Source organism: Georgenia alba, assembly GCF_042665525.1.
GTDB classification, from domain to species: domain Bacteria; phylum Actinomycetota; class Actinomycetes; order Actinomycetales; family Actinomycetaceae; genus Allobogoriella; species Allobogoriella alba.
In genome coordinates this window covers 536,450-552,237 of the sequence record NZ_JBHTCQ010000001.1, presented here as the reverse complement: position 1 = coordinate 552,237, position 15,788 = coordinate 536,450, and the positions used below count along the sequence as shown (strand labels likewise).

The following is a 15,788-nucleotide window of genomic DNA, read 5'->3' as shown; positions in this document are numbered from 1 at the left end:
CATCTTGGGAATGCTACGAATTGTCTGGTTCAGGTCGCGATGGGGAGATGTCCCCGTCAGGTCCGATCGGTGACCGCTCCGCCGACGGCAGCCGCCACGGCTTCCGCGGCCTCGCGGCCACGGCCGTCGTCGCCGTGCGGGATGGTCATGTCCGTCCACAGCCCGAAGCTCGCCGGCGCGGTCGCCACGGAGGCGGTCGCCTCCCGCGCCTCGTTCACCGGCCGGGTGGGGAAGACTGAGAGCAGCGCGCGGCCGTCACGGTCCAGGAGCTGCCGGATCTGGCCGCCACGGAAGCTGACGAAGGTGCCGTCCGGGTGGAGGCTCCCGACCGCACTCTTCAGGAGCTCGTCGGTGGGCTCGATGTCGCTCAGCAGGACGATCTCGGTCGGCATCAGTTCTCCGTGAAGCCGGCGGCGGCGTAGATGCGCTCGATGCCGAGGTCGTAGGCGAACATCGTCAACTGCCTCCACAACCCTGTGTCGGGCTGGGTGAACCGTACGAGCACACACGGGGTGCGCCTCCGTCCCAGCACGGTCAGGTCGTACCACTTCCCGAGCTCGTCCGCGTCGAGCTTGAGGTCGTGGACCGCGCGAGGCCCGAGCACGACGGCGAGCGGGAGCTCGGGCCGATTCGCGCGGGCTTCCTGCCACTGGCCGTCAGACTCGGTGAACGAGACGAACCCGACGGTCGGCTGGAACCGCTCTGCCGCCATCGTCAGAGCCGTCGTCGCGCGGGCCATGAGCTCGTCCGGCTCGCTGGGATACGGGCCGACCGGGACGCCGCCCTTGACGTGCTCGAGGATGCCTCGCTTGGTGCGTTCCACACTGATGTCGCAGAAGGAGTCGTCAGCAGCACGCGCGTGCATCACGTCGGACACCGGCATGCCGCGGCGAGCGGTCTCGGTGACGGCCTCGACGTCCCAGGTCTCGGTGAGCGGCTCGGTCGTTCCCCAGATGTCGAGCGCACCGCCACCCAGCGCCGTCACCATCGCCGCGCCGACGTGGCCCACCTGCGTGTCGATCGCCGCACGCTGGTGTGCGAAGAGGTCGAAGAGCAGTGCGCCCTCCGGCTCCGGGCTCCACGCGGTGTACGTGTGCCAGCGGTCACGCGGCCCCGGGACCGAGCTCCACAGCTCGGCGAAGGACCCGATCCGGAATCCGGACATCCCGTCGAAGACGCCGTCCTCGGTCTGCAGCACCCAATGTCCTCCGGCGTGCAGCATCGCGAACGACACGAAGGGGCTGATCCTCGCCTCCGGGCCGGTCACCAGGATCGGCTTGAGGCCCTCGGACTTGGTGAAGTCGAGGAACCCGGCCAGCGGCTCGGTGAGCAGCACGTGACGGGACGATGCGACGAAGACCGCGTACGTATCGGTCCACTCGTCGACGATGGGATGGACGACGTGCATCAGAGACTCCCGCCTAGACGTGGTAGCCGTGCTGCTCCCACCACCGGAACTTCCCGTCCTCAGCGGTCTCGCTCATCTTCGACTGGAACGTCGCCGCCATCTCGAAGTGACCACGGTTGTACGCGAGTGTCGCATTGAGGACGCCCAGCGTGCCCGCGGCGATGGTGTTCGTGATGGTCTTGAGGTTCTGCTCCTGGTCCGTGAACAGGTTCCCCAAGGCCATCGGGACCACGGACGTGATGGGTGCACCCCAGTCGAGTCCGCTCACCACACTGGTGAAGTTGCTCTCGCTCAGGGCCTTGCCGAGCTGCCGGTTGTCCTCCGCGACCGTCTCGAGGACGCCCCCGACCCCTTCGGGGTTGATATTCCACTTACTCACGCCAACCTCGCCACCTAGATCTGAGTGCCACCCGCGTGGCCGATCATGCCGCCACCGACCGGAGAGAGCCCTGTGCCGCACTCCGCGGCACGGGCGATGGTGCCCTCGGTCGCCGCGCCGGCCACCGAGGGTTACGCGCATCAGATCGGGAGGGCACCCTCGGCGCGTCGCTGCGCGCCCTGTCCGATCTCGTCGTTCTCGGTCATCGCCTGACGCAGCATCTGGATGATGCCCTTCGTCTCCTCACCGTTCTGGACGAAGTCCGCGAGGATGGCCTGGTGCTGGTCGGAGACGCCGTCGTGCACGTACCCGCCCGCAAGCGCCTTGGCCGCGGCGATGTTCTCCGAGAGCCAGTTCTCGAGGTTTCCGGCGTGCGCGTCCAGGTCGTACTGGACCTCCTGCGAGACGCCGGTGTTGTGGCCGAAGACGCCGTCGTTGCTCTTGCCCATGAGTCCGCTCCTTGTGTTCCAGTCGAAGTCTGTCCGGTCGCGTCAGACGGACGTCGAGCCGCCCGGCGCAAGCTTGGTCGTCGCTGCCTCGAAGTTCGAGGAGCCCTGCGCGCTGCGGTACGTCTCAGCGCTCTCGTTCACGAACGTGTGCAGCGTCTGGTTCAGGTCGGCCGCGGTCTGGACAAGCACCCCGGAGCCGCGGTGCAGCGCCGAGATCGTGTCGTCCAGACGCAGCTTGAACTCGTCGAGCCGGGCCTTCTGCGGGCCGGAGAGCTGGCCTTCGGCAGGCTCGGTCGCGGCGAAGAAGTTCCGCACCAGCGTGCCGAGATCGTCAGTCTGGCGTTCGGACGTCTGCCCGAACGTGTTCATGGTGTCGACTTCCATCGAGAACTTCATGTCAGATAACCCCCTGAGCCTTGATGAGGCTTGATCGGTCGTGGCACAGCCAACGACCACGATGCTACGGATCCCGCGGGCCGACAACCATGGGGACAACTCCCCACCGGGTTTGAGCCACCGACGACAAGACCGTCCGTCGCACGCTAGCGTCCGTTGCTGACCACCTAGTGAGGAGGCTTGGTCACGCCCGCGCGCCGAGGACCGGGACGTGGCCCACGACCACGATGAGAGCGTTCCAACCCGTCAGCACCTCGCCCCTGCAGTCCGACGGCGTCCGCACACCTGTCTCGCCGACGAGGCTGCTCGACGGCGTCGTGAGAGCGGACCGCCGGCTGTTGAGCCTGCTCCTCGACGTCGGAACGGTCCTGGTGGCAGCCGCGGTTGCGGGCGGCCTGGCCGGGTCGGCCGGCGGCTCGGGGCGCGCGCCCGTCGTCGTCGCCGGTGCGGCCGCCGTCGTGGTCACCGTGCTGCTCGTGCTCGACCGACACCGAACAGGTCAGAGCGCGGGTCACCGACTGCTCCGCCTTCGCACGGTGGACCGACGGACCGCCCTCCCGCACGTGCTCGCACGTGGTGCTGCCCTGACCGTGGACCTCCGGAAAGGCCGAGATCCGCTCCACCTGCAGCCCGCACCCGCCACGGCGGTGTCCGACCGCAACCAGTGGGGCCGGGGAAAGAACGTCCAGCTCGTCTCCCGTCTCGTCCTCGTCGCCGACGACGGCTTCACCCACCGGCTCGAGAGCGCCACGATCATCGGCCGCAACCCGACGAACCCGCCCGGGATGGACCACCGCCTCGTAGGCGTCACCGACCTCAGCCGGACGATGTCGAAGAGCCACGCCCTCCTAGAACCTTCGGTCGACTCGCTCATCGTGGTGGACCTCAGCTCGACGAACGGCACCGCCGTCGCGCGGCCGGGCGGACGATTCGAGCGGATCCCGCCACGAGCGCGTGTCAACGTCCCGGTCGGCTCCCGCATCGCGTTCGGCGACAAGGTCATGGAGATCACCGACAGTGCGCCGGCCTCGCCGGGGACCCAGGCATCGAGGGCGCTCGCATGATCGATCCCGACAAGACCCTCATCAACACCACCAAGACGCACCGCGACCGACTCGCCTCGGCGATCGCGTACGGGGACGGCTACCGGCGCCCGGTGAACACCAACCTCAAGAGGTTCATCGGGTCGGTGGTGCTGGCAGCCGTCGCCGGCGTCGGGTGCCTCGGATACTCCTTCGTCGTGAACCTGCTGGCCGAGCAACGCCAGGAGCAGGCCGTCGCCGCCTACCGCGAGGCGCTCAGCGCCAGCCCGATCCAGCCCGGCAACGGATTCCGGGAGGACGAGGAGACCGGGTATCTGGTCAATCCACAGACCGGTGTGACGATCGATCCGCGTACCGGCTGGGAGATCAACGAGGAGACCGGGATGGCCACCGATCCCCAGGGCCGAACGGTCGATCCCCGCACGAACTGGTACGTCGACCTGGAGACCGGCCACTACACGGATCCCGAGACCGGAGTGACGATCGACCCCGATACCCAGCAGGTGGTCGAAGAAGAGGCGGAGGAATGACCGACTACACCCGCGTCACCATCCAGGGTGAGAGCCTCAAGGCCGATCTCGTCCTCCCGGACGACGAGCCGGTTGCCGCGCTGCTGCCCGACGTGCTCGGCCTCGTCGGCGACGCCCAGCAACGCTCGGCCCGCCCGGTGGTGCTGGTCACCACGGTCGGTGAGCAGCTGGACGGCTCGCTCACCCTGGCCGAGCAGGGCGTCGACCATGGCTCGATCCTGCGCATCGTCCGCATCGACGAGGCGCCACCTCCGCCCGAGGTCGCCGACGTGACGGAGATCGTTGCCGACGCCGGTGCCGTCCGGAGCGACGCGTGGCGGCCGGTGTGGGGAATCGTCGCGGCAGCCGCCGCAGCCGTGCTGCTCGGCTTCCTTGCCACCACCTGGTGGTCCGTGCTGTCCGTGCCTGCGCCCTCCGTCCTGGCACTCGCCGCGGCGGCAGTGGTGCTAATGGGCGTCGTGACGGCACGCCGACTCTCAGCCGGACCCGCCGTCGTCATCGCGGCGCTGGCGGTGGGGGCCTGCTTCGTGCTGGCGTCGGACGTCGCCGCTCGCCTCGCCGGTGGCCTGCCGGCAGCGACCGCGCTCGTCGCCTTCGCGCTCGTGTGCCTGGTCGCCGGAGTCGTCAGCGTCGCAGGCTTCCGCGACCCCTCGCTCGGCGTCGGAGGTGCGACCGGCGTCGTGCTCGTCGCCGCCTGGGTCGGCTTCGGACATGCCGGGCTCACCGTCTCGCACGCCGCCGCCCTCCTCGCGTCCGTCGGCACGCTCGCCATCGGGCTGCTGCCCGGGATCGCCATGACGCTCAGCGGGCTCTCCGGGCTCGACGACCGAGTCTTCGACCGCGAGCCGGTCGACCGTCATGACGCCGCGCGGACCGTCGTCGACATGTTCCGGGCACTGACGTGGGCGGTCGTGGCCGCGGCCCTTCCGGTGGGGGCCGCGCTGTGGATCGTTGCCCTCGACGACAATGTGTGGGGCCAGTGGCTGACCGTCGCCCTCTCGCTGATCCTGCTGCTCCGGGCTCGCGTGATGCCGCTCGTGCCCCAGCGCCTGGCGCTCCTCGCCGCGGGAGGCACCGGCCTGGTCATCCTCCTCGTGCAGATCAGCACGGATCAGACCGGCTGGGCGCTGACCATCGCCGTCGGTGTCGTGCTGGCGCTGGCTGTCGCGGTCGGGAGCCGACCGAGCGAGCACAGCAAGGCACGCCTGCGACGGTGGGGGAACATCCTCGAGCTGCTGTCCGTGGTCGCCGTCGTTCCGCTGCTGCTGGCCATGCTCGGGGTGTTCGCCGACCTGGTGGAGGCCTTCTGATGGGCATGATCTCCACGGTCCTCTCCACGAGCGCCGAGAGTCGTATCCGCGAGCTCACCTCGCTCGACGCGAGCGTGCGCGGACCGCTGCCCCTGAGCACCCGGGTCGGCTTCGTCGGCGTCGCCGGCGGCGTCGGCACCTCGACGGCGGCCGGCCTCGCCGTGTCCGTGCTCGTCTCCCGGCGCGGGGGCCGGATCCTGGCCGTGAACGCCTCCTCCGGCCGCCGATCGGTGCTCTGGCGCGCCGGGCTGACCGACGACGCCTCGCCGGACCCGGGGACCGCCGCGCAACGGGCGGGAGCGCGGCAAGCCGCTGATGCGGTGCAAGGGCTTGCCCGGACACCCGGCGGTGGGTACGCGATCGACCTCGCCGATGCCGATCGCACGACCGCCGACGCCCGCTGGTGGGAGACCGTGGCACCGGTATCCCGCTTCTTCGACTTCGTGGTCACCGACTGGGGTGTCCGCCGGGCCGACGACCTGAGTGACGTGACCGCGTCCTCGTCCTTGGTGTGCGTGACCACGGCCGCGGACCTCCCCGCCATCCAGCACGGCCTGGACCTGGCGAACACCGCCGAAGGCGCCGGCACGAGAGCCGTGCTGGCCGTCGTCGACACCCAGGCGCGGCTCACCGGAGCGCTGCGCGTGGTGCTGGATCGCCTACCGATCCCGGCCGTGGTGCTGCCGCACGACCTCGCCCACGCCGCAACCTCGCCCGCCCCGAGCACTCGCCTGCGCGCCACGACGAACCTCGGTGCGCTGCGGCTGGCGACCACACTCGTCGACCGAGCTCGCGGGAGGCGCGCATGACGGTCAAGCTCGTCCATCGACCCACGCGGCACACCGTTCCCCTCGAACGGCCCCAGCCGGAGACCGTCTCTCCGCCACCTCCGGTCGACGAGGACCAGGCCCGTACCCCGATGCAGTACATGATGCCGATGATCGGGGCACTGACCTCCGTGACGATGATGGTGGTGATGCGGAACGGCAACCCGCTGTTCCTCATGATCGCCGCGCTCGTCTTCGTGGCCGCGATCGTCGGTGGCCTCGGCATGGCCCTGTCCCAGCGAGGCCGCGCCGCGCGACAGGCCCGGATGCAGCGCGAGCTCTACCTGGACTATCTCGAGACGGCTCGCCGGGACCTGCGTGAGCGGGCGGCGACGGCACGGAACGCCGCAGCGACGCTCGACCCGGAACCCGCCGCCCTCATGTCGCTGGTGCGGGACCCGAGCCGCCTCTGGGAGCGACGTAAGAAGGACAGTGACTACCTCCGCGTCCGGTTCGGTCGTGGCTCGGTGCCGTGGTTCGCCCTGTCGGTCCCGCCACCGGAGTCCCCGCTGAAGCCGCATGACCCGAGCCTTCTGCACGAGGTCAGCATCGTGACGTCCGCCTACTCGTCCGTGCCCGCCATGCCGGTACCGGTCGAGCTACGGGGAGCGCACGTCGTGGCCGTCGTCGGCGCGCGCGATGAGGCGGTGGCGGCGGCTCGCTCGATGCTGCTCCAGCTCGCCACGCACCACTCACCCGACGACGTCGTCATCGCGGCCACGTTCAGCCCCGACCAAGCGGCTGACTGGCAGGGCGTCGACCTGCTGCCGCACGCCCAGGATCCGGAGCTCTTCGACGGCCCCGTCCCCGCCCGCCGGGTGGCGCCGGACATGGAGAGCCTCGCCCGGGTGCTGGGCGAGGAGCTCGCCGCACGTAGCCAGCACGCCACCAGCACCCGGCGCTCCGGGGCCCGCCGGTCGGACCCTGCGCGACTGGTGATCCTGGTCGACGACCACGGCCGCCGCGCCTCGACGCTGCCGGTGTCCGCCACGCTGGCCGAGCTCGGCATCACCGTGATCCACGTCCTCGCCGACCGCATGGACGAGCCCGACAACGTCGACGTCCGGCTGAACGTCGGCGACGGGGTTGTCACCACCCAGGCCGGCACGCCCGAGGCCGTGGACGTCGAGCTCGAGGCGGACCAGGCGTCGGCAACGCTCTTCGCCGCGACCGCGCGCGCCATGTCCGCCATGCGGCTGTCCCTGACCACCGGAGCCCGCGAGGACGAGGAGGGCACCCCGGTCCTCGACCTCACCGAGCTCCTCGGTGTCGAGGACCCTGCCACCATCGATCCGGATGAGCTCTGGCGGCCCCGATCGCCCGCCGAGTTCCTCCGGGTGCCGTTCGGTTCCGACGACCGTGGCAGCCCGGTCTTCCTCGACCTCAAGGAGTCCGCCCAGCTCGGCATGGGGCCGCACGGCATCTGCATCGGCGCCACCGGGTCCGGAAAGTCCGAGATGCTTCGGACGCTGATCCTCTCGCTGGCGATGTCCCACGGTCCCGAGGACCTCAGCATGATCCTCGTCGACTACAAGGGTGGCGCCGCGTTCGCGCCGTTCGCGCCGTTGCCGCACCTCGCCGGTCTCATCGACAACCTCGCCGACGACCCCCAGCTGACAACCCGCGCGCGGGCCTCCATCCAGGGTGAGGTCGTCCGGCGCCAGCAGCTGCTGAAGTCCGCGGACTCCTCCCCGTCGATCACGCACTACCGCGCGCTGCGCGAGGAGCGGCCGGACCTGCCGCCGATGCCCCATCTGTTCGTGGTCATCGACGAGTTCGGCGAGCTGCTGACCGCCGAGCCGGAGTTCATCGACCTGTTCCTCCAGATCGGCCGGATCGGCCGGTCGATCGGGGTGCATCTGCTGCTCTCCAGCCAACGCATCGAGAGCGGCAAGCTCCGCGGCCTGGACACCTACCTCTCGTACCGCCTCGGCCTGCGGACGTTCAGCGAGGCGGAGTCGCAGACCGTGCTGAGCACCCCGGACGCCTACCACCTGCCGGCGCTCCCCGGCTACGGCTACCTCAAGGTCGACACCAGCGTCTACTCGCGGTTCCGTGCCGGGTACGTCTCCGGGCCCGTCAACCGGCAGCGCCGGCCCCAGCAGGTCGACAGCACACCACGCCCGCTCGCACTGCCCGTGTTCAACGGCATCAGCCGCGACTCCGCCGCGGGAGCGTCGGGCCAGGAGTCCTCCGCCCCTCAGCTGGCACGCCCGGAGACCGAACGGACCTTCGTTGACGAGGCGGTCGAGCGGCTGCGCGACGACGAGATCGCCGTGCGTCCGGTCTGGCTCCCCCCGCTGCCGGAGCGGGTGGCGCTCGGCGGCCTGCTCGAGGAGCGCAACACGGAGGGCCTGAAGATCGTCCTCGGGCTCGAGGACGACCCGGCCAAGCAGTCCCAGGCGCCGTGGGTGCTGGACCTGACGCGCGCGGGCGGCCATGTCGCGATCGTCGGCGCACCGCAGACCGGCCGCAGCACGTTGCTGCGCACCGTAGCGGCGTCCCTTGCACTCACGTACACCCCGCAGCACGTCGCCATCTACGGCATGGACCTGACCGGTGGCGGGCTGCAGCGCATCGAGCCTTTCCCGCACGTGGGCGGCGTGGCGGCACGCTCGAGCCGCGACCGGCTCCTGCGCCTCCTGGAGGAGCTCGCCGGGATGCTCGCGCTGCGTGAGCGGATCTTCAAGAAGTACGCGGTCGACTCCATGACCGAGCTGCGCACCATGCATGCCGCCGGCAAGGTGCCGGAGCTCAACGCACCGGACGTGGTGCTGCTCGTCGACGGGTACGGGGCCCTGCGGCAGGACTTCGAGGAGCTCGAGGACGCTTTCGTCGACATCATGCTCCGTGCCTCGAGCTTCGGCCTGCACCTCGTCATGGCGATGAACCGGTGGGGCGACCTCCGCATCGCGCACCAGTCGCTGTTCGGCACCCGGGTCGAGCTGCGGATGAACGATCCCGGCGACTCCCAGATCGACCGCAAGCTCTCCGGCAACCTCTCCGCCGACACCCCCGGCCGGGCGCTGCTGGACAACAAGCACCTCGGGCACGTCGCCCTCCCGGTCCTCGACCTTGTCCCGGACGACGAGGTCGGCGACGAGCTCGAGGATCTCGCCAAGCGCACGGCCGAGGCGTGGAACGGTCCGTCGGCGGCACCGATCCGGCTGCTCCCGCACCACTTCACCCGCGACGAGCTGCCAGACGCGTTCGACGAGCCCGACGTCGTCCCGTTCGGGATCCGCCAGGACACGATGGACACCGCATGGTGGGACTTCAGCGGCGAGGACCAGCACCTCGTGGTTCTCGGCGACGCGAAGTGCGGGAAGTCCACCCTGCTGCGGACGATCGCCGTCGGGCTGCAGGAGCGCTTCACCGAGGAGGAGCTCGCCATCGCCGTCGTCGACATCCGTGGGCACGTGCCCGGCGTCGTCGAGGACAAGTACCTCGCCGCGCACGCCCGGAACGCCGGGCAGGCGGCCGGGCTGGCGAACTCCATCGCCCAGGAGCTGCAGCAACGGGCCGAGCGGTCGAAGGAGGAGCAGGCCAAGAGTCCGCGGATCGTCGTGCTGATCGACGACTTCGACCTCGTCTCCGCCGGAGGCGCCGACCCGTTCCACGCGCTGCTGCCGCACCTGGTCGCGGCCCGCGACCTCAAGCTGCACGTCGTGGTCTCCCGGCCCGTCGCAGGAGCCAGCCGCGGCTTCTACGTCCCGTTCATGCAGACCACGCGGGAGACCGGCGGCTCCCTCCTGCTCATGTCGGGTGAGCGGAGCGAGGGGATGATCGCCCCGCGGATCTACCCCGAACGCTTCCCGCCGGGCCGGGGCCGATTCCTCCGCCGCGGCGAGAACCCGCACATCGTGCAGGTCGCCACGACGCCGGAGGTGGAGATCGCATGATGACGCTCGCCGTCCTCAGCACCTCGTCCGGCGCGGGTTCCACCACCTTGGCGGCAACGGCCTTCGCCGGGCTGCGCGGCTCGCCGGTGGGAGCCCCCACGCTCCTCGGCACCGACCGCGGCGGTCTGGTCGAGCGCGCCGGCGGGGACGAGGTGCACGCCGTGAACCCTCGCGCCGCGATCTGGGACGCCGGCGTGCACACGCCGAACGCGGCTGCCGAGGTCCTGGCCTCCGGCGAGTGCCATCTCGTCGTCGTCGCCCCGGCCACCGACCTCGGCGTCGCCGACGCACGCGCGTTCGTCGACGCGGCCTCCGCGCTCGGCGACCCGCGACTCATGGAACGGGTCAGCCTGGTCCTCAACCAGGTCTACCGGCGCACGTCACCCCGGTCGACGACCGTGCTGCTCGGTCTCCCCCTGATCCGCGTCCCGTGGGCGGCGGCCCTCGCAACACCCGGCCCGGCTCCCAGCCCGGGATCGCTCCCCCGCAAGGCGCGCACCGCTGTGGAGGGCTGGATGCACCACGCCGCGACCGCCCTGAGCTGACGGCGCCGGCGCCTACTCCGCCTGTGCGCCCGGCATCGCGACCGAGATGGTGCGGACGTACTTGTCGGCGTAGTCGAACATGACGTCGATCTCCCCCACGCTGTACAGGTCGATGTCGGACGACCTGTCTGTCGGGCTGCCGAGAACCATGTTGACCTTCATGCGGCGCGCAGGGAGGCGGAGACCGTCGATGAGCTTCTCGGGGCGGGGGTAGAGGTCCCGCTCCTCCCCTGAGACATATACCGTGGCGCCGACGAGGCGGTCGTTTCGGTACAGGAGGTCCACACCGCTGTCGCCGAAGGTGACATACCGCCCGGCCTTGCCGTCCTCCATGGCGTGCTCGCGTGCGTTCGGCCCGGTCAGCAGGACGACGGCACCCATCTCGCGGGAGCCGTACTCCGTCCCCAGCGCGGCCATGATGGTGGCGAGCTCGCCGCTGATCTCCGCCTCCGGCGCTGGAGCGGGCGCGACGGGAGCGTCGGCACCCACGTCCGTCCGCTGCACCTGGACGTCCTTGACGACGTCATCCGCGAAGGTGAAGTTCACGAAGCAGTCGCCGACCTTGTACTTGACGTATCCGGGTGTCGAGCGGTGCGGCTCGCCGAGCACGAACTCCAGCTGCTCCCGACCGGAGTCGAGGCTCAGGCCGTCGATGAGAGCAGACGGGCGCGGGTAGGCGCCGTCCTGCGATCCGGGTCCGTGGAGGAGGACAGAGTGGAGCACCCCGTCTTCGAACATGAACTCCGTCCCGCCCTCAGAGGCGACGTACTTCGTCGGTACGTCGATGTTGTACTCGTTGGCCGAGAGCGCGCCGCCGGCGAGCGCGATGGCCCGGTCGACCGCGGCATCACCCTCACGGCCCCCCATAGCCGCCAGGTAGGTCCCGATCTCGCCGGTCCACTCAGACGTCGCCAATGTCGATCCCCGCTTCCTTGTTGCGCCTCACCAGCTCGGCGAACTGGTCCAGCACCCCGTTGAGGTCCACGTCCTCCTTGTCGACCAGGTTATCCCAGTGGGCCTGGAGGTCCCTCCACATCGCCGCGCCGAGGTCCTGGGAGTCAACGTCGGCCAGAGCCTTGTTCTTGCTGCCCCAGGTACGGCCCGCGACGTGCAGGTCCCGCATGATCTCGATGGAGATTCCACGGTTCTCGATCCGCCGCAGGTCGGCCTCGGACAAGGTCTTGCCCTCGCGGGCGGCCTTCCGTTGCGCCGCCAGCTTGAGCGCCTGCTTCGACGGAATGTGGTCGTGCTCCAGGCCGTCGCCTGTTTGCTCCCGGCGCTTGAGGTCCTCGTACCTGCCAACCTCGTACTCCCTGACCGGGCCGTTGTTGCTGTTGACGTCGTTGTGGACGTTGCCGTCGTGGTCCTGGATGTCGTTCGTGTTGTCGCGGGTGCGCTGCGCGGTGTCGCGGCCGCGATCGCCGTTTCCCCTGCTGATTCTCCGCATAGCATCGGGCGTGATGTCCAGCATCTCCTGGACCAGCTCTCTGAACGGGTGTGGCATCGGTGGCTCCTATGCGGTGAAGATCGGCAGAGCGAGCAAGCGGGCGGCGTAGTCCTCGCCCAGGGCCTCCTGCTCGTCAGCCGTCTGCTCGATGAGGTCGGCCAGGTTGGTCATGATCGTGTAGTCGACCTCCATGAGCTGGCCGGGGCTGCCGGCCGGAGTGACGACCGGGGCTGTCAGCACGGCCTGGATCCAGGTCTCGACGTCGTCCTGCAGCGGGGTCATGACGCGCACGAGCATCTCCGCCGCGATGACCTCGACGGCGAGCTCGGTCGCGATGTCCAGGGCCTTCTTCCGAACCGCGATGATGGCGGCCTGCGCCGCCATGCTCATGCCACCGGTGAAGACCGCCGCGGCCACAGCTGCCGCGATCTGCGCCGCGGTGATCGTCAGCTCGACGATCACTTTCGTCTTCATGCCCAGCACCGCGTAGGACAGGGCATCGACGCCGTCCGCGGCACCCGGCAGGACCTCCAGCACCTGCTCGGTGTTTTGCGTGCGGTTGTCCTGCCACGCCTGGATCATCGCCAGACCGGCCTGGGAGACGAACGCGTCATTCAAGTCGGAGTCGATGCGCGTGTCCAGGTCGAGCAAGGTCTGCTCGAGGTCGTCACGGTACTCACGCAGAAGCACCGCGGCGTTCTGCAACTCATCTTCGTCGATGTCCGGCCACTCGTAGCCGAGGAGATCGAGCACGAACGAGAGCTCGCCCGGGATGTTGATGCCCATCTGTCCCCCAAGGTCCGTTACCGAGCACAGACGCTAGAACACGTCCCGTAGGCCGCACCATGGGGAGAACTCACCACTGCGGGTGGGGCTCGCCGTCGCACCCGAGCCGTCGTCGGCATCCGCGAGGACGGTGGGCTGACACGGAGCGTCAGCGGCCGATGCCCTTGAGCTCGACCACATCGATCACTCCTCGTCGTCGCGCGGCGTGGCCGGGAAGTACTTCGCCGGCACGTCCCTGATGCCGTAGCGCTCCTTGACGCGTTCGGCGAGCTCATCCTCGTCGATGAGCCCGTCGATGTAGTCGAGCCCGTCACGCAAGGTCTCCGGTGTCACATCCATCCCGGCGAGCTCGGCGCCCTTCATGGCCTCCTCCAGGCGCTTCTCCCGGTCCGCGTGCGGGTTGTCCTCGTTCTCTGTCATGTCACCCACCCTCCTCCGGTCGGCAGGGTATCCGGCTCTCAGTCGGTCGCCACCTGCCACGTGACGGCGGACGCCGCCAGGCCGGCGACCCGGCCCGGCACCGGCGCCACCCCGGTCACGTCACGGTCCGCGACGGTCACCACCGGGTTCATCGCGATCGGATAGGCGACGGCGTCGTTGACGAGAGAGGTCTCGATCGCGATCCGCGCGTCCCGCACGGCATATGGGTCCGTCGCTCGTCCGTACGCCTGGATGAGCTGGTCGCGTCGCTCGTCGGCTAGGCCGGTGTGGTTGGCGAGCCCGCTGGAGCCCCATTGGACCGCGAGCTCTGCTGGGCTGGTGGGCACCGGCACCCGGGTGAAGACGGCGTTCCACTCGTCGCTGATCTGAGAGGCCGCCGCGATGTCGCCGCCGCCGCAGCCGTACACGTCCCACCCGGCCTCCGCCATACCGTCCCGCATCGCGTCCAGGGCGCCTTCGGCGAAAGGGTCGCCTACTTCGGACAGCACGCACACGTCCGCACCGTCGGGGACGCCGGCGCCGGCGCGCCATTGTGCGGGCTCGCCCTCTGCGCCGTCGATGAGCTCCACGAAGCCCGAGTCCTCCATGGCGATCTCCTCACCTTCAGCACCCGGAGGAAAGAGCAGCGTATTCGCCGCCTCGTAGCTGTCTCGCCACTCGCCGGCACCCGCTTCGAGCATCTCGCCCGCGGGAACGGCCCGGAGAAAGGCGAGACGAGCCTCACGGGACCTGAACGGTCCGCGATCAGTGCGGAGCATGAACGTCCACATCGTGCCGTCGTGGGTGGACGTCACAGGGAAGTCGAGGCGCTCCAGGTCCCGCACAGCCTCCCGGTTGTCCGGCGTCGGCGCGATCTGGGTGACGTTGTACAGGTCGCCCACGTCGTCCAGCTGGTTTGTGCCGACCTCGATGAGCTCGACCCGTTCCAGGAACGGGGTGGGCTGGCCGGCGTACTCGTTGTTGGCCATCAGACGCACCCGTTGCGCGTCCGGCCGGCTGGAGTCGATCTCCTCGATCCGGAACGGCCCGGACGAGAGCAGGGCACCGGCGGGAGGCGCGTCATCGCCGGTGAGGTCGAAGCCGGTGTTCCACACGTCGGCGATCGCCGCGAGATCCTCCGCGTCGCCCTCGACGATCGCCCTGATGACGGCCTGCTTGGCCTCCATGGGGTCAGTGATGTCCAGCGCGCGCGCCCCGACGACGTGCGCTGGGACCGCGACGTCGAGTGCCGTCTGCCAGTCCACGACCGGACCGGCGAACCGGACCTCGATCCACCGACCGAACTCGTCGTAGGACGGGACCTGGTCGCTCTGCACGATGCCCCGCTGCACCGAGTCGAACCACGCCACGTCCTGCGGCACATCCAGCGAACCGTCTTCGGTGATCGCGTCGACGGGGTTGAAGTTCTCCGGTGCGTGGAAGTTCGAACCTGCCGCCCACGCGAGCAGGAGGTCGGCGGTGTCGAGCGGGATGCCGTCCGACCACCTCGGCTCGGCAAGGTCGTAACGCACCGTGAACGGCTCCTGGTCCCGGATCGTCACCGTCCCGAACGACTCGTCGGGAACGACGGCGCCCTCGACCTCCGTGGCGAACCTGCTGCGGGTCAGCGCCGCGACGTCGAGGTTACCCGGCGCGGCGCCGGTTCTCGCCGCGGCATTGGTGCCGGTGAGGTTCTCGGCCCAGCCGACCGTGACCAGCGAATCGGGGACCACCGACGTGGGCATAGGGCTCGCCCCGCACGCGGCCAGCGTGACCGCGCCCGCGACGGCGAGCGCTGCGCGACGTCGCCACCCTCGCGGCACGCTGACCCCCTCGTTCCTCGTTCGTGGCAAGCCCCGGGCGATTCTAGGGCTTCCACCCCGAGCCGTCCGGCAAGGTCACCGACGCCGGCGCACACCATGCCGGGACAGACCGGTGGGGCCGACCATGCGGTCGACCCCACGAGATGTGGTCCAAGGACGGTGGTTCAGCCGCCGGCCAGGACCTCGTCGTACTCCTCGGTGCTCTGGACCATGAGGTCGAGCTGGTCCGCGATGGCGTCCAGCGCGTCGCCCGCGTCCTTGAGCTGGCTGATGAGGTCCTCGACGTTGCCGTCGAACTGGTCCGAGGCGACCTGGGTGGTGAAGCCCTCCGCCGTGAGGTCGGAGGAGTTCTGCCGGAGCTCGTCGAGAACGGTGTCGATCGCGTCCTTCCCGTTGTGGAACTTGGTCGCGGTGTCCCGCATCTCCTCGTAGTTCATGTTGAAGTCAGACATGCGTTCCTGCCTCCCTGCTTCTCAGGTTTCGGGCTCGTTCTGGTCCTGCCGCGCATCAATCTAGGAGCCGC

17 protein-coding genes are annotated in these 15,788 nt (G+C 69.7%); 6 read left to right on the top strand and 11 right to left on the bottom strand.

The features are described from left to right. Positions 1-56 precede the first annotated feature (56 nt). The 5 genes from ACFQQL_RS02650 to ACFQQL_RS02630 all read right to left on the bottom strand — a co-directional run bounded on the left by ACFQQL_RS02650 (position 57) and on the right by ACFQQL_RS02630 (position 2,620). Positions 57-392 (bottom strand): hypothetical protein, encoded by a 336-nt coding sequence (locus ACFQQL_RS02650; protein WP_382390968.1) that lies wholly within the window; start codon positions 390-392, stop codon positions 57-59. Next, positions 392-1,408 carry a DUF6177 family protein gene (locus ACFQQL_RS02645; protein WP_382390966.1) on the bottom strand — a complete coding sequence of 339 codons (1,017 nt, stop codon included), beginning with the start codon at positions 1,406-1,408 and terminating at the stop codon, positions 392-394. Before ACFQQL_RS02645 ends, ACFQQL_RS02650 begins: the two co-directional genes overlap by 1 nt. 13 nt (positions 1,409-1,421) lie before the next feature. Next, positions 1,422-1,787: a DUF6507 family protein gene (locus ACFQQL_RS02640; protein ID WP_382390964.1), complete on the bottom strand. Its 366-nt coding sequence runs from the start codon at positions 1,785-1,787 to the stop codon at positions 1,422-1,424. A gap of 140 nt (positions 1,788-1,927) precedes the next feature. After that, positions 1,928-2,236, bottom strand: coding sequence for a hypothetical protein (locus ACFQQL_RS02635; RefSeq protein WP_382390962.1), 309 nt, complete (start codon positions 2,234-2,236; stop codon positions 1,928-1,930). 42 nt (positions 2,237-2,278) lie between these two features. Continuing rightward, positions 2,279-2,620 (bottom strand): hypothetical protein, encoded by a 342-nt coding sequence (locus tag ACFQQL_RS02630; protein WP_382390960.1) that lies wholly within the window; start codon positions 2,618-2,620, stop codon positions 2,279-2,281. A gap of 239 nt (positions 2,621-2,859) precedes the next feature. On the opposite strand from ACFQQL_RS02630, the gene ACFQQL_RS02625 reads away from it, so the two are divergent. The 6 genes from ACFQQL_RS02625 to ACFQQL_RS02600 are packed head-to-tail and all read left to right on the top strand — an operon-like array spanning position 2,860 to position 10,789. Beyond that, positions 2,860-3,696, top strand: coding sequence for an FHA domain-containing protein (locus ACFQQL_RS02625; protein WP_382390958.1), 837 nt, complete (start codon positions 2,860-2,862; stop codon positions 3,694-3,696). After that, entirely contained in the window at positions 3,693-4,205 is a 513-nt protein-coding gene (locus ACFQQL_RS02620) for a hypothetical protein (protein ID WP_382390956.1), read from the top strand. The genes ACFQQL_RS02625 and ACFQQL_RS02620 overlap by 4 nt, the downstream gene beginning before the upstream one ends. After that, on the top strand, positions 4,202-5,515 hold the full coding sequence (gene eccD, locus ACFQQL_RS02615) for a type VII secretion integral membrane protein EccD (RefSeq protein ID WP_382390954.1): 1,314 nt from the start codon (positions 4,202-4,204) through the stop codon (positions 5,513-5,515). The genes ACFQQL_RS02620 and eccD overlap by 4 nt, the downstream gene beginning before the upstream one ends. Further along, on the top strand, positions 5,515-6,324 hold the full coding sequence (locus ACFQQL_RS02610) for a hypothetical protein (RefSeq protein ID WP_382390952.1): 810 nt from the start codon (positions 5,515-5,517) through the stop codon (positions 6,322-6,324). The genes eccD and ACFQQL_RS02610 overlap by 1 nt, the downstream gene beginning before the upstream one ends. After that, a complete protein-coding gene (gene eccCa / locus ACFQQL_RS02605; protein ID WP_382390950.1) occupies positions 6,321-10,244 on the top strand; it encodes a type VII secretion protein EccCa in 3,924 nt (1,307 codons plus the stop codon). Before ACFQQL_RS02610 ends, eccCa begins: the two co-directional genes overlap by 4 nt. Further along, the gene (locus tag ACFQQL_RS02600; RefSeq protein ID WP_382390948.1) at positions 10,241-10,789 is read left to right on the top strand and encodes a hypothetical protein; all 549 of its coding nucleotides are present in this window, start codon (positions 10,241-10,243) and stop codon (positions 10,787-10,789) included. Before eccCa ends, ACFQQL_RS02600 begins: the two co-directional genes overlap by 4 nt. A 12-nt stretch (positions 10,790-10,801) precedes the next feature. On the opposite strand, the gene ACFQQL_RS02595 is transcribed toward ACFQQL_RS02600, so the two are convergent. The 6 genes from ACFQQL_RS02595 to ACFQQL_RS02570 all read right to left on the bottom strand — a co-directional run bounded on the left by ACFQQL_RS02595 (position 10,802) and on the right by ACFQQL_RS02570 (position 15,717). After that, the gene (locus tag ACFQQL_RS02595) at positions 10,802-11,704 is read right to left on the bottom strand and encodes a hypothetical protein (RefSeq protein WP_382390946.1); all 903 of its coding nucleotides are present in this window, start codon (positions 11,702-11,704) and stop codon (positions 10,802-10,804) included. Beyond that, on the bottom strand, positions 11,691-12,293 hold the full coding sequence (locus tag ACFQQL_RS02590; protein WP_382390944.1) for a hypothetical protein: 603 nt from the start codon (positions 12,291-12,293) through the stop codon (positions 11,691-11,693). The genes ACFQQL_RS02595 and ACFQQL_RS02590 overlap by 14 nt, the downstream gene beginning before the upstream one ends. A 9-nt stretch (positions 12,294-12,302) precedes the next feature. Further along, positions 12,303-13,022, bottom strand: a complete 720-nt coding sequence (locus tag ACFQQL_RS02585; protein ID WP_382390942.1) for a WXG100-like domain-containing protein — start codon at positions 13,020-13,022, stop codon at positions 12,303-12,305. Between the two features lie 183 nt (positions 13,023-13,205). Continuing rightward, positions 13,206-13,442 (bottom strand): antitoxin VbhA family protein, encoded by a 237-nt coding sequence (locus ACFQQL_RS02580; protein ID WP_382390940.1) that lies wholly within the window; start codon positions 13,440-13,442, stop codon positions 13,206-13,208. Positions 13,443-13,480: 38 nt separating this feature from the next. Beyond that, positions 13,481-15,187 (bottom strand): periplasmic substrate-binding domain-containing protein, encoded by a 1,707-nt coding sequence (locus ACFQQL_RS02575; protein WP_382390938.1) that lies wholly within the window; start codon positions 15,185-15,187, stop codon positions 13,481-13,483. 242 nt (positions 15,188-15,429) lie between these two features. Beyond that, on the bottom strand, positions 15,430-15,717 hold the full coding sequence (locus ACFQQL_RS02570) for a WXG100 family type VII secretion target (RefSeq protein ID WP_382390936.1): 288 nt from the start codon (positions 15,715-15,717) through the stop codon (positions 15,430-15,432). Positions 15,718-15,788: the final 71 nt, after the last annotated feature.